This is a genomic window from Caniella muris (genome assembly GCF_943193035.1).
Classification (GTDB): domain Bacteria; phylum Actinomycetota; class Coriobacteriia; order Coriobacteriales; family Atopobiaceae; genus Granulimonas; species Granulimonas faecalis.
On record NZ_CALPCK010000002.1, the window covers coordinates 264,493 to 286,155 of the forward strand.

At 70.2% G+C, this 21,663-nt stretch carries 15 protein-coding genes and 1 tRNA gene; 13 read left to right on the forward strand and 3 right to left on the reverse strand.

The genetic code is table 11. The annotated features are described in order from the left end of the window. Positions 1 to 22 precede the first annotated feature (22 nt). Entirely contained in the window at positions 23 to 994 is a 972-nt protein-coding gene (locus tag NFR49_RS08255) for a hypothetical protein (RefSeq protein WP_251159166.1), read from the reverse strand. A 2-nt stretch (positions 995 to 996) separates the two neighbouring features. Then, positions 997 to 2,046 carry a tetratricopeptide repeat protein gene (locus NFR49_RS08260; RefSeq protein WP_251159167.1) on the reverse strand — a complete coding sequence of 350 codons (1,050 nt, stop codon included), beginning with the start codon at positions 2,044 to 2,046 and terminating at the stop codon, positions 997 to 999. Between the two features lie 381 nt (positions 2,047 to 2,427). Between NFR49_RS08260 and NFR49_RS08265 the strand changes: the two genes are divergently transcribed. The 5 genes from NFR49_RS08265 to NFR49_RS08285 all read left to right on the forward strand — a co-directional run bounded on the left by NFR49_RS08265 (position 2,428) and on the right by NFR49_RS08285 (position 12,711). Further along, on the forward strand, positions 2,428 to 3,963 hold the full coding sequence (locus tag NFR49_RS08265) for a PTS fructose transporter subunit IIC (protein ID WP_251159168.1): 1,536 nt from the start codon (positions 2,428 to 2,430) through the stop codon (positions 3,961 to 3,963). An 87-nt stretch (positions 3,964 to 4,050) separates the two neighbouring features. After that, positions 4,051 to 4,974, forward strand: coding sequence for a 1-phosphofructokinase family hexose kinase (locus tag NFR49_RS08270; protein ID WP_251159169.1), 924 nt, complete (start codon positions 4,051 to 4,053; stop codon positions 4,972 to 4,974). A 222-nt stretch (positions 4,975 to 5,196) separates the two neighbouring features. Beyond that, positions 5,197 to 6,408 (forward strand): iron-containing alcohol dehydrogenase, encoded by a 1,212-nt coding sequence (locus NFR49_RS08275; protein ID WP_251159170.1) that lies wholly within the window; start codon positions 5,197 to 5,199, stop codon positions 6,406 to 6,408. A gap of 114 nt (positions 6,409 to 6,522) precedes the next feature. Further along, entirely contained in the window at positions 6,523 to 7,953 is a 1,431-nt protein-coding gene (locus NFR49_RS08280) for an MFS transporter (protein WP_251159171.1), read from the forward strand. Positions 7,954 to 8,199: 246 nt separating this feature from the next. Beyond that, on the forward strand, positions 8,200 to 12,711 hold the full coding sequence (locus NFR49_RS08285) for a DUF7601 domain-containing protein (RefSeq protein ID WP_251159172.1): 4,512 nt from the start codon (positions 8,200 to 8,202) through the stop codon (positions 12,709 to 12,711). A gap of 116 nt (positions 12,712 to 12,827) precedes the next feature. Here NFR49_RS08285 and NFR49_RS08290 read toward each other — a convergent pair whose 3' ends face one another. Further along, positions 12,828 to 14,372 carry a Mur ligase family protein gene (locus tag NFR49_RS08290; protein WP_251159173.1) on the reverse strand — a complete coding sequence of 515 codons (1,545 nt, stop codon included), beginning with the start codon at positions 14,370 to 14,372 and terminating at the stop codon, positions 12,828 to 12,830. A 318-nt stretch (positions 14,373 to 14,690) separates the two neighbouring features. Between NFR49_RS08290 and NFR49_RS08295 the strand changes: the two genes are divergently transcribed. The 8 genes from NFR49_RS08295 to NFR49_RS08330 all read left to right on the forward strand — a co-directional run bounded on the left by NFR49_RS08295 (position 14,691) and on the right by NFR49_RS08330 (position 21,526). After that, positions 14,691 to 15,875 (forward strand): hypothetical protein, encoded by a 1,185-nt coding sequence (locus NFR49_RS08295; protein WP_251159174.1) that lies wholly within the window; start codon positions 14,691 to 14,693, stop codon positions 15,873 to 15,875. Beyond that, on the forward strand, positions 15,869 to 16,549 hold the full coding sequence (locus NFR49_RS08300) for an ATP-binding cassette domain-containing protein (protein WP_251159175.1): 681 nt from the start codon (positions 15,869 to 15,871) through the stop codon (positions 16,547 to 16,549). The genes NFR49_RS08295 and NFR49_RS08300 overlap by 7 nt, the downstream gene beginning before the upstream one ends. An 81-nt stretch (positions 16,550 to 16,630) precedes the next feature. After that, positions 16,631 to 16,705: transfer RNA gene (locus tag NFR49_RS08305), tRNA-Val, on the forward strand. Positions 16,706 to 16,758: 53 nt separating this feature from the next. Then, entirely contained in the window at positions 16,759 to 17,649 is an 891-nt protein-coding gene (murI, locus tag NFR49_RS08310; protein ID WP_251159176.1) for a glutamate racemase, read from the forward strand. A gap of 780 nt (positions 17,650 to 18,429) precedes the next feature. Next, entirely contained in the window at positions 18,430 to 19,161 is a 732-nt protein-coding gene (rph, locus tag NFR49_RS08315) for a ribonuclease PH (RefSeq protein WP_251159177.1), read from the forward strand. Positions 19,162 to 19,295: 134 nt separating this feature from the next. Then, positions 19,296 to 19,919: an RdgB/HAM1 family non-canonical purine NTP pyrophosphatase gene (rdgB, locus tag NFR49_RS08320; RefSeq protein WP_251159178.1), complete on the forward strand. Its 624-nt coding sequence runs from the start codon at positions 19,296 to 19,298 to the stop codon at positions 19,917 to 19,919. A gap of 154 nt (positions 19,920 to 20,073) precedes the next feature. Then, positions 20,074 to 20,808, forward strand: a complete 735-nt coding sequence (gene nagB, locus NFR49_RS08325) for a glucosamine-6-phosphate deaminase (RefSeq protein WP_135978076.1) — start codon at positions 20,074 to 20,076, stop codon at positions 20,806 to 20,808. Between the two features lie 223 nt (positions 20,809 to 21,031). Beyond that, entirely contained in the window at positions 21,032 to 21,526 is a 495-nt protein-coding gene (locus NFR49_RS08330) for a hypothetical protein (protein ID WP_251159179.1), read from the forward strand. The last annotated feature ends 137 nt before the right edge of the window (positions 21,527 to 21,663 follow it).

Consider the following 21,663-nt stretch of genomic DNA (forward strand, 5'->3'; position numbering starts at 1 on the left):
GCACCCGGCCGCAGCCCGTAGGCTACCAGTCCATGCCGTTGGAGCGGGCGAAGGCCACGGCGTCGTCGAGCACACCCGGCTGCTCGGAGGCCCAGTTGACGAAGTCGGGGGCGTCCACCACCACCGGGTCGGCCTCGTGGACGGCCAGCACGGCCTCCTCGAAGGATCCCGGCACGAACTCCGGGCGGCACGGGAGGTAGGTCTCCACGTAGGTGGGGCGCAGGAGCGCGTAGGCCGCGCCCTCGTTGAGGGACCGGAACCCCGCGAGGGCGCGCCGGGCCGCCGGCAGGCGGTCGAGCTTGAAGAGCAGCAGCGTGCGGGCGAGGTTGGTCCAGGCGCTGCCGCGGCGCCCCAGGCGGGCGTCCAGCTCGTTGAAGCCCTCCTCGTCCTCAAGGCGCGCCAGGGCCAGCGCCGCCGTGCCGCCCATGCCCAGCTCGTCGCCGGGCATGACGTCCAGGAGCGACCTCGCGCACCCCAGCGCCATGGAGACGTTGGCGGCGTCGAGCGCCGTGACGGCCAGGGCCGCCCGCACCCTGAGGGCGGGGCGCCGGAAGACGTCGGCCCATGCGTCTGCGGGGCCCGGCTCCTCGGCCTGGGCCTCCGCGCCCAGGCGCCCGTCGAGGGCGCGCAGGGCCGTGACGTGCTCCAGGGCGTCGGCCTCGGTGGCGAGCAGGCGGATGAGGGCGGCGTCCGTGGCGCCGGGGTCTATGGAGAGGGCCTCGTCGCACGCGGCGCAGAGCCTCTCCAGGCGCCGTGCCCGGGAGGCCATGTACTCGTCGTCGCTCAGGAACTCGTCGTCGGCGGAGGCCTTGGCGAGGGCGGCCTGGGCCTGGGCCACCAGGGCGAAGGCGCGGTCGGCCGGGTCATCCACGAAGGAGTCCACGTCGGCCGCCACGGCCCCCAGGAGCTCCCGGCGCGCCCCCTCGCTCATGGGGCCGTGCTCCCGGAGGTAGCGGGCGGCCACGCGCTGGGTGAGCTCGCCGTACCAGTCCACGGTCAGCCCCTCCAGTCGGTCACGGCGTCCTGGGTGCGCCCGAGACTCATCTCGTCGGAGATGCGGGCGCTCACCACGGAGGGGTCGGCCGCCACGAAGGAGCCGAGGGCACCCATGCCCTTGAGGTCCACGCCCTCCTGGAACACCACGCTGCTCTCGCTCACGGCGAGCACGAGCTCGTCGTTGGAGTAGGGCTCCACCGCCAGGCGCGCGAACACGCCGTCGGGGAGCTCGCTCTGAGAGGAGAGGACCATGCCGGCGTGGGGGTAGCCGTCGAGGAGCGCCTGGAGGTGCCGGTGGGCCTCCTGGCGGTCGCCCCGGCGGGCCGCGAGGGCCATGGAGGCGATGAGGAGCCAGGCGTCCGGCGCCGGGCGGTGGGGGACGTTGCGCGCCGCGTGGTCGGCCAGGGCCCTGAGCCCCTCGGCGTCCTCGAGCTTGGCGAGGGCGAGGTAGGCCGTGAAGCGGGCGTCGGCGTGGTCCTTGGGGTCCATCTCCAGGACCTCCCGGCAGAACTCCAGGCTCTTGCGGTAGCGGCCGCACACGAGGGCGCGGGCCGCGAGCGAGGCGAGCCAGCGGTAGAGCGGGTACGAGACGAGCCGCGCCTCGATGTCGGCGCCGGTGCGCCCGGAGGCGAGCACCTCGTCGCGCCGGGCGAGGGTGCGCTCGCGCACCTCGTCGACGTTGTCGGCGAGGAAGCGGTAGTGCTCCTCGAAGCTCGGGCACTCCTGGGCCGCGAGCATGCGGCGGGCGTCGTGGCACTCGGGGTCGAGGGAGACGGCCTCCTCGAGGAGCGACCGGGCCTCGGCGATGAGGCCGGTCACGTCGCCGTCCTCGGCGAACGGCAGCTCGCGGTCCACGAGCTCCGAGGCGCGCGCCACGAGGTGGAAGGCGCGGTCCTGGTCGGTCTGGGGGAGGGAGTCGTGGTTCCACGCGAAGCGCCGGCGGAACGCGGCCGCCGCGCGCGTGGCCGTGTAGGCGTCGCCGATCTCCTGCGTCCTGGCGAAGCGCAGGCTCAGTCTGCGGTACTCCTCCTGTGCCGGGTCGAAGGCCATGGTCACCCCCTTTGAAATCTAAAAATATGCCACAGCACCACCACTATAGCAACGGTCGCATTGATACCTGTCGGCCGGACGACGGGCGTTCAGGGTTGAAAAAGACCTGTGAAATGGCAGGACCGAGCCGTCGAGGGTGTCGACGGTCGTCGATCTGGTTGACCTTCCTCCCATGGTCAACCCCTTCGTTTTTCGTACCAAAACTACCGCCCACGCTTCCAAAACGACCGTTCGCCTCGCAGAAATCTTCAAGGATTTCTTAGGGTGACGTTCAATGATTGCAACGAGAGGGGCGGCGCGGAGCCAGTGGCGGACCCCGCACCACTCGGAAGGCGCCGCCCCGCGGCGAGAGCAGAGAGTAGGAAGAAGAGAGGAGTACGCATGGCTGAGCACTACGACATCCTCGCGTGCACGGGCTGCCCCACCGGCATCGCCCACACCTTCATGGCCAAGGAGGGCCTCGAGCAGGCCGCCAAGGCCAAGGGCCTCACCATCAAGGTGGAGACCCACGGCCAGGAGGGCGTCAAGAACGCCATCACCGCCGAGGACATCGCCAACGCCAAGGCCGTGGTCATCGCGGCCGACGTCAACGTCGACGAGGGCCGCTTCGCCTCCAAGCCCATGGTCATGGCCGGCGTGACCGCCGGCATCAAGGACCCGGCCGGCCTCATCGACCGCGCCCTCGTGGCCAAGCCCGCCAATGCCGGCGCCTCCGTGCCCTCCGACGAGGAGCTGGCCATGGAGAACCACGGCTTCGAGAAGGGCGGCATCGGCCAGGAGATCTACAAGCACCTCATGAACGGCGTCAGCCACATGCTGCCGTTCGTGGTGGCCGGCGGCGTCCTCACCGCCGTGTCCTTCCTCTGGGGCATCACGAGCTTCGACTCCACCGCGGCCGACTACAACACCTTCGCCGCCATGCTCAAGACCATCGGCGGCATCGCCATGAACCTCATGGTGCCCGTGCTCGCCGCCTACATCGCCGAGTCCATCGCCGGCCGTCCCGGCCTCGTGCCCGGCTTCGTGGCCGGCATGATCGCCATCACCGGCCTGCCCGTGAGCGCCGAGACCGGCCTCATCGACGCCGGCGGCGCCGGCGTGGGCTTCGGCTTCCTCGGCGGCATCATCGGCGGTTTCCTCGCCGGTTACGTCATCGAGGGCCTCAAGAAGGCCTTCGCCCACCTGCCCGAGAACCTCAACGGCCTCAAGGCGATCTTCCTCTACCCGCTGTGCTCCACCCTCATCACCGGCCTCGTGATGCTCGCCATCTCCGGCCCCATGGTGGCCATCAACGAGGGCATGATGGGCTTCCTGGCCGGCCTGCAGACCGCCAGCCCCATCGTCCTCGGCCTCGCCATCGGCTGCATGTGCGCCTTCGACATGGGTGGCCCCGTGAACAAGGCCGCCTACGTCACCGGCACCGCCATGCTCGCCACCGGCCTCACCGCCGGCCAGGGCACCGCCGCCTACGCCGACGGCACCGCCTTCATGGCCGCCGTGTCCGCCGCCTGCATCGCCCCGCCCCTGGTCACCACCTTCGCCACCGTCGTGGGCCGCAAGTACTTCACCCAGGAGGACCGCGACGCCGGCCTGGTGAACTTCATCCTCGGCTGCACCCACATCACCGAGGGCGCCATCCCCTTCATGACCAAGAACATCTGGCCCGTGATGCCCATCATGATGCTCTCCAGCTCCATCGCGGCCATCCTGACCCTCATGCTGGGCGTGCACGTCCCGGCCCCCCACGGCGGCTTCCTCGTGCTCCCCGTCGTCGAGAACCCCATCGCCTGGGTCGGCGCCATCCTGATCGGCTCCGTGGTCGGCGGCATGCTCTTCGTGCTCTTCAAGAAGTCCCAGTACGACCGTGAGCGTCGTGCCGAGGGCGTGGGCACCGGCACCACCCCCAACGCCGCCTAGCCCCAGACGGCCAGCACCACCCGCGAGACCCCAGGGCCCGGCATCCCCCGTATGCCGGGCCCTCTTCTATGGAAAGGAACGCCTCCCGTGATCCACACCCTCACCACCAACCCGGCCATCGACATGAACGTCACCACCAACGAGGGCGCCCTCGTGCCCGACGCGGTCAACCGGGTGGGGGCCGCCGACTACTCGCCCAACGGCAAGGGCCTCAACGTCTCGTTCACCCTCGAGCACTACGGCTCGCCCTCCTGCATCCTGGGCTTCTTCGCCGGCTTCACCGGGGACTACATCGTGGAGGGGGCCCGCAAGGTGTGCCCCGTGGAGCCCGTCTACGTGGAGGGGACGACCCGTATCACCGTGCTCGTGCGCGCCGGCGAGGTGGAGTACACCATGCCCGGCGCCGGTGCGCCCGTGCCCCCGGAGAAGCAGGACGAGATGCTCGAGCTCGTGCGCGCCCTGCCCGACCTCACCTGCCTCGTGGTCTCGGGGTCCCTCTCGCCCCTGATGGACGGCGGCTTCTACGACCGCCTGCTCGACGTCCTCGACGAGCGTGGCGCCGAGTTCGTGCTCGACGTCTCCAGCGCCCACCTCAAGAACCTCGTGGGACGCGGGCCCCTGCTCATCAAGCCCAACGACGACGAGCTCCGCGACATCTTCGGCCTGGACGTCACCGACGATGCCAGCGCCGTGGCCGCCCTCGACGAGGTGGTGGCGGCCGGCGCCAAGAACGTGCTGCTCACCATGGGCGGCAAGGGGGCCTACTTCACAGACGGGGAGGGCGTGTGGAGGTGCGGCGCCGCCAGGATCGAGCCGTTCCAGACGGCCTGCGCCGGCGACGGCACCCTGGGGGCGTTCCTCTCGGTCTGGTACGACGACCGCTCCAACGTGGAGGGCGCCCTCGTGCGGGCCATGGCCACCGGCGCCAACGTGGCGCTCTGCCCGGGGCTCGGCGACTTCGCCCGCGTGGACGAGCTCGCCTCCCAGGTGAGCGTGGAGCGCATCCGCTAGGGCCGAGCCTTGAAATTCACTGATTATAATCCCTTGGACCATGGGCGGACCCGTGTTTTCGGCGAACCGCTTTTCACGGGCGGCCCCCACCGAGGGATATAAACTATTGCTCTGATGCGGTCCGTGCGGGCCGCACGGTCGAGGCTTCATCGGGCGCCCGGCGCCCGTCATCTTGCAACCGGGGGCGACAGGCGCCCCCACAGCGATTGGGAGGATCCACCCATGGCTCAGTTCACCCTGCCCCGCGACATCTTCCATGGCGAGGGGGCCCTTGAGCAGCTCAAGGGCCTCAAGGGCTCCAAGGCCATCATCGTCACCGGCGGCGGCTCCATGCGGCGCGGCGGCTTTCTCGAGCGCACCGAGAAGTACCTGCAGGAGGCCGGCATGGAGACCCTGCTGTTCGAGGGCGTCGAGCCCGACCCCTCCGTCGAGACCGTCATGCGCGGCGCCGCGGCCATGACCGAGTTCCAGCCCGACTGGATCGTGGCCATCGGCGGCGGCAGCCCCATCGACGCCGCCAAGGCCATGTGGGCCTTCTACGAGTACCCCGACGTCACCTTCGAGGACCTCTGCATCCCCTTCAACTTCCCCACCCTGCGCACCAAGGCCAAGTTCTGCGCCATCCCCTCCACCTCCGGCACCGCCACCGAGGTCACGGCCTTCTCGGTGATCACCGACTATGCCAAGGGCGTCAAGTACCCGCTGGCCGACTTCAACATCACCCCCGACGTCGCCGTCGTGGACCCCGAGATCGCCTACACCATGCCGGCCAAGCTCTGCGCCCACACCGGCATGGACGCCATGACCCACTCCATCGAGGCCTACGTCTCCACCGCCGCCTGCAACTTCACCGACGCCGACGCCGTGTGGTCCATCGAGCTCATCCACGACTGGCTGGTCAAGTCCTACGAGGGCGACAAGGAGGCCCGTCGCCAGATGCACGACGCCCAGTGCCTGGCCGGCATGGCCTTCTCCAACGCGCTGCTCGGCATCGTGCACTCCATGGCCCACAAGACCGGCGCCGCCTTCTCCGGCGGCCACATCATCCACGGTGCGGCCAACGCCATGTACCTGCCCCGCGTGATCCAGTACAACGCCCGCGACCCGCGTGCCGCCGAGCGCTACGCCGACATCGCCCGTAGGCTCCACCTGTCCGGCGACACCACCGAGGAGCTCGTGGCCTCCCTCGTGGCCGAGCTGCGCCACATGAACGACGAGCTCAACATCCCGCAGGCCATCAAGTACTACGGCGAGGGCGGCCTGCCGGCCGAGACCTCCATCATCGACGAGGCCGAGTTCCTGGAGAAGCTGCCCCAGGTGGCCGAGCTCGCCATCGGCGACGCCTGCACCGGCTCCAACCCCCGCATCCCCACGCAGGAGGAGATGGAGAAGCTCCTCAAGTGCGTCTACTACGACATCGACGTGGACTTCTAAGGGGAGCGGCCCTACACTGGTCCCAAGGCCGGGCGGCAAGCCCGGGGTAACGGATGCGAACCCGTCATCATCGCCCAACGGTGATGGCGGGTTTTTCCTGTGGGAGGGATCTTTATGGGGAAGGCCGCGGGCAACCGCTGGGCCGTGCTCGGCACGGTGGCGATCATGTCGTTCATGTCCACGCTCAACGGCTCCACCGTCAACGTGGCCATGCCCTCCATCCAGCGGGAGCTGGGCGTGGCCATGGACTCGGTGCAGCTGGTGTCGACGGCGTACCTCTTCGTCATGTGCGCCGTCATGCCCGTGGTGGGCGCCCTGGGCGACCGCCTGGGCAAGGTGCGGTTCTTCGAGGCGGGCGTGCTCGTGTTCACGGTGGGCTCCCTCCTGTGCGGCCTCGCCCAGGGGCTCGTCCCCCTCATCGCCGCCCGCGCCGTGCAGGCCGTGGGCGCCGGGTTCGCCCTCGCCACCAACATGGGCATCGTGACCGAGGCGTTCCCGTCGGACGAGCGCGGCCGCGCCTTGGGCGTCGTGGCCACGGCGGTCTCCCTGGGCCTCATGTGCGGCCCCACCGTCGGTGGGTTCGTGGTCACCACGGCCGGCTGGCACTGGGTCTTCCCCATGAGCGTGCCGTTCGGCGTGGTCTGCCTGGTGCTGGGCCGCGTGACGCTGCCCGACGACGCCCCCGCGCCCTCGGGCCGGCCCTTCGACACGCCCGGCGCCGTCCTCGTGGCCGCGGCCGTGCTCACCCTCACCTCGGGCCTCACGTTCGTGACCACGCACCCGTCGCCGGCCACCGTGGCCCTCCTCGCCCTCGGGGCGGCCCTGCTCTGCGCCTTCGTCGCGCACGAGCGTCGGTGCGCGGACCCCCTGATCTGCCTGGACAGCTTCCGCAACCCGGCGTTCGACGTGAACCTCGCCACCATGTTCGCGAGCTTCCTCGCCGTGGGCATGAGCGAGTACATCGTGCCGTTCTACCTGCAGGACGCCCGCGGCCTCGACGCCGCGGCGGCGGGCCTGGCCATCATGGTCATGCCGGTGGTCTCGGGCATCCTCGGGCCGGTGGCCGGCGCCCTGTCCGACCGGGTGGGCTGCGGGCGCCCCACGGCCGTGGGCCTCACGGTCTACGCCGCGGGCCTGGGCGCCGTGGCGTTCCTCGGGCTGGCCACGCCGCTCTGGCTCGTGGTGTGCGTGCTCGGCCTCGCCAGCGTGGGCGTGGGCCTCTTCCAGGCCCCCAACAACTCCCTCGTCATGGGCAGCGTGGACGAGGGCCAGCTCGGTTTTGCGAGCTCCATCGCGGCGCTCTTCAGGACCCTGGGCATGGCCCTCGGCGTCACGTTCGGCTCCGCCCTGCTCTACGGCGGCATGGGCGCCGCGGCGGGCGTGCCGCAGACGAGCTTCTCGGCCGCCCACCCGGAGTGGTTCATGGCCGGCTTCCAGCTCGTGTTCGCGGTCTTCGCCGCCCTCGTGGCCGCGGGCGCCGTCCTCACCTGGGCCACCGTGGCCCGCGACCCGGCCGGGGAGCGGCCGGGGGGCGACGGCCGCTAGCGCCGCCGTTCGCATCGCACAGGCCCCGCGGGAAGGCGGGGAGACGGGGGAGGGGTCGCTTCGGCAGCCCCTTTTCCATGGCTCGGGTCCCCGCCGGCACCGGCGGCGAGTCCGTGCGTCCTGCGGCTATGGGGATCTCATCGCCGAAGCGCTAAAAAAAGACCCTAATTTTCCGTTGCTTTATTATAAACTGAAAGAGAGAATAAAAGATGCTCAGGCAGTCCCACCGTCACTGGAGGCGAAACGATGCTCAAAAGACCCGCTTCCCGGCCCCTCGGGGTCGCCGTCCTGACCCTTGTGGCCCTCTCCATGGTGCTCTCCCTCCTCCCGGCCGCACCGGCTCGGGCGGCGGTCACCGCCGAGGAGCTGGCCTCCCACGTGGTCCCGGGCCTCGACCCCGAGAACACCACGGTCAACCTCTTCAACTACAACACCGGTGTGACCGGCGCCGGTGCCACCGCCGGCACCGACACCCTGGGCACCACCGGCAGCGCCACGCCCGAGGTCAACTACGAGACGTGGCTCGCAAACCCCGACGGCATCAACTACGGGCGCCTGCTCCTCTTCGGTGACGGCATGCGCCATCTCGGCTACTGGAACCAGGGCCTCGTGGAGAGCTACGGCCAGATCGCCCGCGAGAGTGCCGGCATGCAGGGCATCGTGGAGCCCGCGCTCTCCGCCACGGGCTTCCCCGTGGTGAGCGCCTCCCCCGAGAGCGGCCTCGACGTCAACGACGGGTCCTACAGCGACGCGACGGGCGACACCAGGTGGGTGAAGAACCAGGCGTTCTACGGCAACGCCGGCCCCCTCTACATCTCCAACCTCACGAACACCGCCGACAACGGCCTCTTCCACCCGGTGTGGGGCCGCAACATCGACCGCGTGGTCCAGGCCCAGGCCCTCTCCGTGGCCAACGGCGCCGGCGACGTGGACTTCTCCGCCCTCGACAACAACGACAGCCCGAGCACCGCCGCCACCAAGACGGCGCTCGAGAACAGCACCGTGGTGAACTTCAAGGACGGCGAGGGCTACGAGCTCCCGGAGTCCGTGCGCTCGCTCCAGTACCTGTTCGACCCCGACCAGGACTGCGCCGGCAAGGAGTCCTACAAGAACGTCACCGGCCTCTTCCAGATGGACGACCAGGGCTACTACTTCTACAACATGCGCCGGAACTTCGCCGAGTTCACGGCCGAGCCCACCGAGGACAGCGCCGGCCACTTCACCCTCTACGACGCCCCGGCGGGCCTGCGCACCGACGGCGAGGACTCCGTGGGCAACTTCTTCCCGTTCAACAGCGCCGAGAACGCCTTCACCATCGGCGCCGACGGCTCGCTCCAGAACGTCCTCAACGCCGACAACCAGGGCAACGCCGAGCCGGTGGACCACCACCTGGGCATGACCGTTGAGACCACCTTCCGCCAGCCCGTGGACGGCAAGGTGGGTGCCAACCCCATGACCTTCGAGTTCGCCGGGGACGACGACGTCTGGGTCTTCATCGACGATGTGCTCGTGCTCGACCTGGGCGGCATCCACTCCGAGGTCTACGGCACCATCGACTTCGCCACCGGCGAGGTGCACATGGGCCCCGCCTTCGACTTCCACGGCATCCCCGACGACCCGGCCGCCGCCGCCACGGACTCCACCACCATCAAGGCCGCCTTCGAGGCCGCCGGCCACGGCGACGCCGTGCGCTGGAACGGCGACACCTTCGCCTCCAACACGAGCCACACCCTCAAGATGTTCTACCTCGAGCGCGGCAACTACGACTCGTCCATCGCCCTGCGCTTCAACCTCCAGCCCGCCCTCTACCAGCAGATCTACAAGGTCGACCAGTACGGCAACCCCCTCTCGGGCGCCGAGTTCGACCTCTATGCGGTCAGGCCCTCCGACGGTACCGTCCCCACCCAGGAGAACTCCTCTTCCTTCGGCCTCGACGACGTCGAGGTCGTGGGCGGCCCCCTCACGCACCTGGTCACCGACGAGGACGGCGTGGCCCGGTTCGAGGACCCCGAGCCCCGGGCGACCCAGACCCAGGCCGACCCCTTCAACTTCTCCGACCGCTACAACGCCGAGACGGGCGACGGCCTGCTCTACATCCTCCGGGAGACCAAGGCCCCCGCGGGCTACAAGTCGACCCCCCAGGACCTGCTGCTGCGCTTCGAGCCGCAGTACACCATGCTCGTGGTCAACAACCGCTACCAGACCGGCGCCTACGCGAGCTTCATCAGCCGCGTCACCGGCAACAACGCCGAGGTCTACTACGGCCAGATCGGCGAGGACGGCGGCCTTGTCACCCAGATCCCCGGGTCAGACCCGGTGCCCGTGGCCGACCAGGCCGACGGCCTCGTGGTGGCGGTGCCGATGCTGCGCTCCACCACCCCCGCCGGCGAGGAGCGCTGGCTGCCCCTCTACGGCGACAACCTCACGGGGTTCCAGGCCGTGGAGTACTCCGAGGACCGGGTGGGCTACGAGGAGTTCAAGCGCCAGGCCCGCCAGGTGACTCTCCGGGGCGCCCTCATGCAGATGGCGGCCGTCCACAACGCCGAGCGCGACGGCACCCACGCCTCGGGCTGGTACTTCACCTGGGACGCCGAGACCCAGAGGCTTCAGGCCCTCCTCGAGAACCTGCCCGGCCGGGCCGACCGCTACCTGCTCCAGAACCCCGAGACCGGCGACATGCGCAACTTCTACGCCATCATCAAGCCCGACGCCCTGGCCCGGGCCCTCGGCGTGAGCCGTGAGACGGTGGCGGCCATGGACTCCTCCGAGCGCTATGCCGCCCTGGGGGCCAAGGTGGCCGAGGCCCTCGACGCCGACGGCACGGGCTCCCTGGACGCCCTCGACGCCATCGTCGACGCCATCGATCCCGACCCCGAGGACTACCTCCAGCGCGGCTACTGCTCCCTGGACATCCGCCAGTTCATCCGCGACTTCCGCTCGCGCATCTACATCCCCAACGAGCAGCGCGAGCTCCGCGTCATGAAGGTGGACCAGACCGGCACCCCCAGGAACGGCGCCGTCTTCGCCCTGTACGGGTCCCGGGCCGACGCCGAGGCCAACGACCCGGCCCGTGCCGTGTCCCAGGGAACCACGGCCACCCTCGACGGCACCGACGGCATGCTCGTCTTCGAGCCCCACGAGGGGCACAAGGCCGCCGAGGACCACGGCGGGTACGGCGACATGACCTGGCCCGACACCCGCCTCGACGGCGAGGCCCGCACCTACTACCTGCGCGAGGTCTCCCCCCCCGAGGGCTGCGAGCTCAACCCCCAGATCGTCGAGGTCCAGGCCGGCGTCTACTCCATCTACGCCGACGCCGGCGAGGCCGACGACGGCGTCACCGTCATGGCCGGCGTGGGCAAGCTCGCCCAGACCATGGTCAAGTACGCCTCCGACGGGGCCGTCAACATCACCCTGCGCGACATCACCGCCTTCGCCCAGAGCCAGCCCTCCGGCTCCTTCGCCATGGACGGGTGGGCCGACACGGTGCTGCCGGGCACCGACGGCCAGGTGCGCTCCCTGAACCTCCATTACGGCATCAACGCTGTGGTCGACTACGGCCTGTCCGACGAGGACGGCGGCAAGAACTACAGCCCGTTCTTCGTCACCGACACCGGCTACGTGCGTACCCGGGTGCAGCAGAACCTCCACGAGCACGACGACCCCGACGACCCGTTCTACTCCACCGCCGAGGCAGACGACCTGGGCGACATGGACATAACGGGGCTGTTCTCCCTCATCAACACCGTGGTGGTCACCGACCGCGACCCGGCCCTGCCCGCCACCGGCAGCCTGGTGCTGTCCAAGACGGTGGAGGGCGACGGCCTCACCCCCGAGGACTACCTGCGCAACTTCAGCTTCGAGGTGCTCCTCCACGACGGCGACGGCAACGAGCTCACCGGCTCCTTCCACTACTACGGCCGCGACCGGGCCGGCCTGGTCAAGAGCGGCGACGTGCTGCCCCTGCACCACGGCGAGGAGCTCGTGGTCCAGGGCCTGCCCGAGGGGTGCGTGGCCACCGTCACCGAGCTCGAGGCCAACGGGGACGGCTACTACACCTACCCGGCCTCCGGCAAACATGAGGAGGTCGTGGAGGCCGACGGCACCCACCGGGCCGACTTCGTGAACGTGCGCGGGACCCGCCCCGCCCCGCCCGAGCTCTCCATCGTCAAGGAGCAGGCCGTGGGGGAGGGCGACTTCACCGGCGACACCCTCGACGTGGGTCCCGGTGACGTGGTGACCTACCGCATGACGGTGACCAACGGCGGCGAGGGCCCGGCCCGCGACGTGGTGGTGACCGACGAGGTGCCCGAGGGCCTGACCCTCGTGGAGGGCTCCGCCTCCGACGGGGCCTCCGTCGAGGGCGGCGTCGTCCGTTGGGAGCTGGGCGTTCTGGCGGCGGGGGAGTCCCGCACCGTGAGCTTCCAGGTGACGGTGCCCGAGGTGTCCGAGCCCACCGCGTGGCGCAACGTGGCCACGGTGGCGCGCACCGACGACGAGGGCGACCCCACCGACCCCGACCCGTCGAACGAGGTCGTGGTGAAGACCCCCGTGGACGGGGAGGACCCGGTGCTGCCGGGTCCGGGCACGGACGACCCGGCCGACCCCGACGGTCCGGCCGGCGGTGACCGCGGGGCCGGCGCCATGCAGCTCATCCCGGTCCTCGGCGACCCCGCGTTCCTGGCGCCCCTGGCCCTCGTGACGGCGGGCCTGCTCGTCCTGCTGTTCTGCTGGATGCTGCTCCCCAGGCGCGGCTAGGCCAGGTGCCGGGTAGGTCCGTCCCTCCAGGTCTTTAGAAAAGCGCGCCCCGGCCATGGCGGTCGGGGCGCGCTTTCACGTGACGGGGTGCCCGGCGGGCCCGGTGCCTGCGGGGCCTAGCGGGCCTGTGGGGCCTCGGCGTCGTAGGCGGCCACGAGCCGGGCCAGGTGGGCGCCGTCGGGCTCGTAAGACACGTCCTCGCTGCCGATGCGCATCTCGGTCTCGGCCCCCTTGCCCAGGGCGCACACCACGACGCGGCCGCCCTGCTCGGCCACGTGGGCGCGGGCGTGGGCGAAGGCGAGCTCGCAGGCGGCCTCTCGGTCGGGCTCCTCCGCATGGGGGGTGCCTGGGGCCAGGTTGGCGGCGATCTTGTGGCAGAGCTCGGCCGGGTCCTCGGGGCCGGGGTCGTCCGATGTGAGGATCACGTAGTCGGCGCGGCGCGAGCCGATGGCCGGCAGGTCCCGGTAGCGGTCGAGGGCCTTGCCCCCCGACACGCCGAAGAACGCCACCTTGTAGGCGCCGGGGAAGAACTCGTCCACGGTGTCGAAGAACCGCCGGTAGGAGATGTCGTTGTGGGCGTAGTCCACGATGGTGACGATGGAGCCGTCGGCCGTGGGGCGCACCTCCATGCGCCCGGGCACGTGGGCGTCGGCCAGGGCGTCGAGGGCGGCCGGGTCGTCCACGCCCACGGCCCGGGCGCAGGCCACGGCCGCCAGGGCGTCCTCCACGTTGTGCTCGCCAAGGAGGCTCAGGTAGACGTCGCGGGTCCATTCCGGGGTGCGGCAGGTGAAGTCCATGCCGTGGGCGGCGGGCGCCACGGCGGTGGCGCAGACGTCTGCCGCGGGGTCGTCCAGGGAGAAGGTGGTCACCTCGGCGCCGCGGGCCCGGGCGGCCGCGAGGGCCTCGTCGGCGTGGCCGCCGGAGAGGTTGACGACGCAGCGGCCGGCCAGCTCGAAGATGCGCAGCTTGGCGGCCAGGTAGTCCTCGAAGCTGGGGTGCTCCACGGGCGAGACGTGGTCGTTGCCGATGTTGAGGAAGCATGCCACCGAGAGCGAGAGGCCCAGCACGCGGTCGTACTTGAGGGCCTGGCTGGAGACCTCCATTACCACGCGCCTGAGGCCGGAGCGGCGGGCGTTGGCCAGGTGGCGCCAGAGGTCGGGCGGCTCCGGGGTGGTGTTGGCGCTCTCGAAGGTGCCCGTGCCGTCGAAGATGGCGTGGGTGCCAAAGATGGCGCAGGGCTCGGGCCCCGCGGCGTCGAGGAGCGTCTGCAGCAGGTAGGCCGTGGTGGACTTGCCCTTGGTGCCGGTGATGCCCACGATCTGCAGGTCGCGGTCGGGGCTTCCCCAGGCGGCCTTGGAGACCCACGCCATGGCGGGGCGGATGTCGGCGCAGAGGATGCGGGGCACGCCCGGGGCCACGGCGGCGAGCCCGGGGGCCGCGTCCGGCGTGCAGAGGTAGGCCGCAGCCCCCGCCTCGAGGGCCGCCGAGAGGAACTCCGGCCTGAAGGCCGCCCCCTTGCAGACGAAGATGTTCCCAGTGGTCACCTGGCGCGAGTCACAGGCGGCACCGGCCACGGCCACGGAGGGGTCGCCCTCCAGGGTGGCGGCGAGGCGGTGCTGGTCGAGGAGGGAGGCGAGCTCCCCTAAGGTGATGGTGTCCATGGGTCCAAGTATGGCAGGGGCACGCGCGGGCGCGGTCCGTTTGCCGGCCGCCACCACGGGGTGCCCACAGCGGCCATTGCCCCGCTTGGGGATGTTGTCGGTGGGGCGGGGCCCCGGGCCCGTGCGCCGTGGAAATTGTTCCAACTGACACATCCGTGCTGAGAGCTAAGTGTTTTTAACCGTTCACACCACGATAACAACCGTTTGGCATTCAACTATATAATTCAGACTGAAATGAGAGGACGATACCGTACCGTTAGGTCACCTGATACGCACGGCCGGTCGACGCCGTGCCGTCGTGCTTTATGGGGGCGCACCATGGGCCGTTGGCCGTCGCTTGCCTCTTTGAAGGCTGTCCTATCGATGCGGGTTCTCTGGGGCGCCCTCCTGTTCCTGGCGCTCTTTCTCTTTTCTGCGTTCATCCAGAACTACCCGGCAACCGAGATGGGGCTCTCCTATGACATCCAAGGCGTTGCCGAGACAACCGAGTTCGAGATAGTGGGCTCTCACGACGGCGTGGACCCAAAGCTGCTGGATGCCTACCGTCGGCGGGAGGCGTTGCGCCAGGAGGCAGTTATGGCGGCGGATGCAGACGCCCAAATCGATGCGCTGGCTGCCCTCCGTCTTTTTGATGCGCGCACGTTGCTGCCGGTGTGGCCCGGGGCGACGGCGTCGGATTATGCGCAGAGGAGCCTCTGGGCCTCCTCCTATGAGGCGCTCGCGGGTCTTGAGGACCGTCAGGTGACCTCGCAGGTCCGGGAGGTGCCGGCCTCTCTCTACCTTGTGTACCAGGCAACATGGCTGCCCGCCGTGTATTGGGCCCTCCCGGGGGCGGTGGCCGTTTTTGCCGTAGGGAGGCTTGCGGACAAGGGGCGTCTCCTTTCCCAGCAGCCGATGCCTCCGTTGGGCACGTTCCTGCGCTCGCTGTTCCTGGCCTTCGTGGTGGCCCTGTTGCTGACGGTTGCGGCGGTCGTGCCGATCGCCCTGACGCTTACCGTGCTGAACGGGTGGGGAGACCCGGCATACCCCGTCTTCTCCATTGTGGATGGGCACGTCGACCGCCTGACGGTGGGGGCGGCGCTCGTCCGTTTGGCGGCACTCTGGTGCGCGTTGACCGCCTTTGTGGTGGCGCTCGGCTCGCTGGCCCGGGCCTTGGGCGCCAACGCCCTGGTCTGTGCCGTCGTGTGCGTCGTACCGGCGCTCTGCTCGCAGGTGCCCCTCGACGGCGAGTCGCCGGTCACCCGGTGGATCCCGCTTGCCTATATGGAGCCGATGGCCCACATCGCCCTCTTTGACTTCTTCAGCCTGGCTCCCGGAGGACAGGAGCTGCTCAAGCTTCCCGGCAGCACGTGGGACCAGGGTGTGATGGCCTTCTTGCTGTGGTCGTTCGTACTCGATGTCCTGGGGGTCGGGGCCGTGGCGGCACGGCAGGCCGTGAGGGGCCGCCGCGCCAGCCGCATGGGGAGGCGCATGGCGGCAGAAAGGGCCGGTGCCCCATGCTGACCTGTGAAGACCTCACGCTCTCGTTTGGGAGCCGCCCCGTCCTCGGCGATGCCTCCCTCTCCCTGCGGGAGGGCCAGGTCCTGGGCCTCGTGGCGCCCAACGGAAGCGGGAAAACGACACTGCTCAAAGCCCTGGCCGGAGCCCCTCTGGGGTCGGCGAGGGGCGCGGTGCAGGCTGACGGGGTGCCGGGCTGCCGGACGGGCGATTATCAGGAGCTGGTGTTCTATGCGCCGGGTGACGGCTCGTTGCTCTACGGGGACCTGAACGCCCGCGACCATTTCAACCTGCTCGTGTCCCACTGGGGTATCGAGGATTCACCGGCGGAGCTCATGGAGCGGTGGGGGGTCGCCGGATTGGGCCGCAAACCGGTGTTTCGCTACTCCCAGGGCATGAGGCAGCAGTTGGTTCTCGGCCTCGCGTTCTCGTCGCCCGCCAAGTACCTTCTGCTGGACGAGCCCCTCAACGCCCTCGACCCCACGTGGAGCAGGCGTACGCTCGGGTGGGTCAGGGCGGCGGCGGACGGGGGGCGCGGGGTCCTCATGAGCTCCCATCTGCTGGACACGATCGACGCCGTGTGCGACGGGATGGTCTTCATCAAGGGGCGCGAGCTCGTGGAGGTCTCCTCCGGCCAAGGTGCCAGGGAGGCCTATGACCGCCTCTATGGGGCGGTTTGACCGAGCCGCCACCACGGGGTGCCCACAGCGGCCATGTATACTCAGGGGCCGCGACGCCCGGCTGTGCCGGTGCCGCGCAGGGGGCGATTGGCGCAGCGGTAGCGCAGGTGCTTTACACGCACAAGGCCGGGGGTTCGAACCCCTCATCGCCCACCAGGGATTCCGCGGGCCGGCCTCAGGGCCGGCCCTTTCGTGTATGGAGGAGAGCCATGGGTGACACGCGCCCCATCGGTGTGTTCGACTCGGGCCTCGGCGGCCTCACGGTGGCGCGCGCCATCGCCACGGAGCTCCCGAGCGAGTCCATCCGGTACTTCGGCGACACCGAGCGCTGCCCCTACGGCGAGCGCCCCCAGGACGAGGTGCGCGGCTTCGTGGCTCAGCTGGCCCGCTGGTTCGACGCCCGCGACGTCAAGCTTCTCGTGGTGGCCTGCAACACCGCCACGGCCGCCGGCCTCTCCGTGGCCCAGCGCATGCTAGACATCCCGGTGCTGGGCGTCATCGTGCCCGGCGCCCGGGCCGTGGTCCAGGCCACCCACACCCGCCGCGTGGGGGTGCTCGCCACCAAGGGCACCTGCGACTCCGGCCGGTACCGGCGCGCCATCCACGCCCTGGACGCCGGAGTCCAGGTGTGGCAGGCGCCGAGCCCGCGCTCCGTGGAGATCGTGGAGCGGGCCGTGGCGTCGCCCCATGCCATGGGGCGGGACTGGATGGGCGACAAGGACTACCTCGACACCGAGGAGGCCCTGGCCGTGGCCGCCGAGGACCTCGCGCCCCTCATGGGCCACGGCATCGACGCCGTCATCCTCGGCTGCACGCACTTCCCCCTGCTCAAGCAGGTCTACCAGCGGGTGCTGGGCCCCGGCGTCACCATCGTGAGCTCGGCCGAGGAGACCGCCCGGGAGGTGCGCCAGTACCTCGGGCGGGCGGGGGAGCTCGCCCCCGAGGGCCATCAGGCCAAGTACCACTTCGCCACCACCTCGCCCGAGCTCGCGCAGTTCTGCGTGGCGGGGGAGTACGTCTTCGGCCGCAAGCTGGAGGCCGTGGAGCACGTGGACGTGGCCGCCCTCGAGGCCTTGGCGTCCGAAGGCTGGCCGCTGTAGGCGCGGGGTAGGGTGTCCCACCACCCGGACACTTTTGTCCCAATGGTCGGGCACTTTTGTCCCAGCCTCGCTTCGGCCGTCGAATCGCCGTCACTTTGGTCGGCCCCCGGTCACGCGGTCGATGGAGGGTCCGGACATGCCGAAGGCCCCTCCGCCATGTCCGGGCCACATGATCCGCGAGACAAGCGAAGTGGCAGGTGCGCCAGGCACCACCGTCATGCGCTACGGCGGTGTGATGTCAGCTCCGGCACGCCACGGTGGCGCGGCAAGCCAACCGAAAAGGCCGAGAAACGCGCCACGGTGGTGGGGTTTCTCGGCAAAGACGCCACGGTGGCGCGGGGCGGCGAGCGTACAGCCGGGCCCGTGAGGGCGAGGGGCCCGACCAAAGTGACGGGCTACGGGGCGGTCGCAGGCGCTGCACCCGCAGAACGTTCTACGGGCGTTTGGCTACCCGCAGAAGCTTCCATGGGTGCCCTCGGACCGTCCCGGCACCCATGGAACGTTCTACGGGTGGTTGTCGCCTCCAGCGACACCCGTAGAAGGTTCTGCGGGTGCTCCTCTTGCCGTGCGTGACAGGATGGCCAAGAAGACGGCCCGCCCGCCGAGGTGAAGCTGAGACAAAAGTGCCCGACCATTGGGACAAAAGTGTCCGGGTGGTGGGACGACCGGGGTGGCGGGACGACCGCTGGGACGGCGGCCGTGGGCCCCTGGTGGCGAAGGCCCCGCGGTCCCCGTGCTAGCATGCTGGTCGAAAACCCCGCACAACCCGATCGGAGGACCATGACCCTCGACGCTCCCCGCCACGACGGCCGCGCACCCGGCGACCTTCGCCCCGTCACCCTCACCCGCAACGTCATGAAGAACGCCCTCGGCAGCTGCATGGCCGAGTTCGGCGACACTCGGGTGCTCTGCGCCGCCACCATCGAGGACGGCGTGCCCGGGTGGCGCAAGGCGAGCCACAAGGGGTGGGTCACCGCCGAGTACGCCATGCTGCCGGCATCCACCTCCACCCGCAGCCGCCGGGAGACCCGCAGCCGAAAGGGCCGCTCCATGGAGATAGAGCGCCTCATCGGCCGGAGCCTGCGGGCCGTGGTGAACATGCAGGCCCTGGGCGAGGTCACCGTCACCGTGGACTGCGACGTCATCCAGGCCGACGGCGGCACCCGCACCGCCTCGGTCACCGGCGCCTGGGTGGCCCTCCACGACGCCCTCGCCGAGTGGGTGCGGGCCGGCCGCATCCCCCGCCTGCCCCTCACCGGCCAGGTGGCCGCCGTGTCCATGGGCGTCGTGGACGGCCGCTGCCTCCTCGACCTCGACTACTCCGAGGACGGCCGCGCCGAGGTGGACATGAACCTCGTGGGCTGTGCCGACGGCACCTTGGTGGAGGTCCAGGGCACCGGGGAGCGCATCGCCTTCGACCGCGCCCAGCTCGACGCCCTCCTCGACCTGGGGCAGGGGGCCGTGGCGCGCCTCTGCGACCTCCAGACCGAGGTCACGGGGTTCCGGAAGTAGGCTCGACCGGCGCGACGGGCATGCAGGCGCGCCACCGTGGTGCGGGAATCGCCCCGCGACGCAGAAAAGCGCGCCACCGTGGTGCAGGACCCCTGCGGACGCACCACCGTGGCGCCCTCAAGGAGGGAGGACCTGTGGTCCAAGAGGAGAAGACCGTGGTGGTGGCCACGGGCAACGCGCACAAGGTGGCCGAGATCGAGGCCATCCTGGCCCCGGTCATGGCCGGCACGCGCTTCGTGGCCGTGGGCGAGCTCGACCTGCCCGACTGGGAGGACCCCGAGGAGGACGGCGACACGTTCCTCGCCAACGCCCTGATCAAGGCCCGGGCGGCCGCCGAGGCCACGGGCCTTCCCGCCGTGGCCGACGACTCCGGCCTCGTGGTGGACGCCCTGGACGGCGAGCCCGGGATCTTCTCGGCGCGCTGGGCCGGCGTCCACGGCGACGACGCCGCCAACAACGCCAAGCTCGAGGCCTCCATGGCGGACGTGCCCGACGGCGCCCGGACGGCCCGCTTCCGCTCGGCCGTGGCCCTCGTGGAGCCCGACGGCTCCTGGCTGGCGGGCGAGGGCGACTGCGAGGGCTCCATCGGGCGGGCGCAGGTGGGGGAGAACGGCTTCGGCTACGACCCGCTGTTCCTGCCCGACGAGACCCCGGGCCGCACCATGGCACAGCTCACGGCCGATGAGAAGAACCGCATCTCGCACCGGTTCCATGCCCTGGAGGCCCTGGCGGCCGCCCTGGCCCACGGCCGCGACTAGCATCACGAATCAAAACGAATCTGGTATGTGTAGTCCACGTCGGTCGGCCGTGTCGCCCCGCTGGGGCCTGTGTGCCGGGGGCATGATGGTAGACGTGCGACACTGGGACGGATTGTAGAGAGGCCGAAAGGCCAAGGGAAAGGAGAGCGCGGCGATGAAACTCATCCGCGTGAAGGACTACGACGACATGAGCCGCAAGGTGGCCAACATCATCTCGGCCCAGGTCATCCTCAAGCCCAACTCGGTGCTCGGCCTCGCCACCGGCACCACCCCCATCGGTGCCTACAAGCAGCTCATCGACTGGTACCACAAGGGCGACGTGGACTTCGCCGAGGTCTCCACCTACAACCTCGACGAGTACCGCGGCCTCACGGGCGACGACCCCCAGAGCTACCGCTACTTCATGAACACCCAGTTCTTCGACCACGTCGACATCGACAAGGCCAACACCCACGTGCCCGACGGCTCCAACCCCGACATCGAGGAGGCCTGCTCCTCCTACGACAAGATGGTCAAGGACGCCGGCTATGTGGACCTCCAGCTCCTGGGCATCGGCCGCAACGGCCACATCGGCTTCAACGAGCCGGCCGACGCCTTCTCCAAGGGCACCCAGTGCGTGGACCTCACCGAGTCCACCATCGAGGCCAACTCCCGCCTCTTCGACGACCCCGAGGACGTCCCGCGCCAGGCCTACACCATGGGCGTGCAGACCATCATGAACGCCCGCATGATCGTGGTGGCCGCCACCGGCGAGGACAAGGCCCAGGCCGTCCACGACATGGTCTTCGGCGCCGTGACGCCCCAGTGCCCCGCCTCCATTCTGCAGCTGCACACCAACTGCGTGGTGGTGGCCGACGACGCGGCCCTGTCGCTCTGCCCCGGCCAGTAAGGGCGGCGAGACATACGACGTGCCCCATGGGGCGCCCCGCGGCTTTTGGCCGAGGGGCGCCCTTTTTCTTGGGGTCGGCCGGGCGCCCTCTCCCGGCCCCTACAGACAAGGGAAACCGTTTACAGTCTTTTTTTAACCGTTCGCATGATGACACCAGCTACCCCCAGCTTTTTTCGACCCCGGTGCCTACCATGAAAATCAATCAAAACAGGAAGGAGTCGGCATGGTCGGCGCAGTCGGCGGTTCCGTTGCCAGGTCCCCGTGGTTTCCTCCCGTAGCCGAGGCGGCGTCAGGTGTCCTCCTGCTCTGGGCCGGGCGCGCCCTCGCCCCGTGGGCCTTCGCGGGCGTGGCGGGCGCCGGCGGCGAGGCGGGCGCGATCCATGCCGCGGTCTCTCCGGGCAGCATCTCCACGGGCGTCGTGCTCGGGCTTCTCGTGCTGCTCGTCCTCGTACCCGGGGCGGGCCTGCTGACCGGTTTTGGCGGGGCCGGGTGCGTCCGGTGCGCGGCAGGCGGCCGTCTCTGCGCCCCGGCGTGGCTCGGGTGCGCGGCTGCGGCCCTCGTCGTGGGCTGGGCGGCGCTCTCGGCGCTCTCCCTGCTGGGGGTTGTCGATGCGGACATGCTCGTCCTCGGCCTCGCCTTCGGCTTCCCGACGGGAATCCCGTGGGCCTTCCTGGCCGTCGGGTTCTGCGGCGGTATGGCCGTCCCGAGGAGGAACTGAGGGGCGCGGCGGCACTTAGCCGCGGTGAACGGGCCCGTGCCTGCAACCACGCTGCGGGTGCGGGCCCGTCGCCGTGGTCTGGCGCCCCCTCGCGACACGGTCGCGAGGGGGCGCCTTTCCGTTGTCTTTTGTATGAC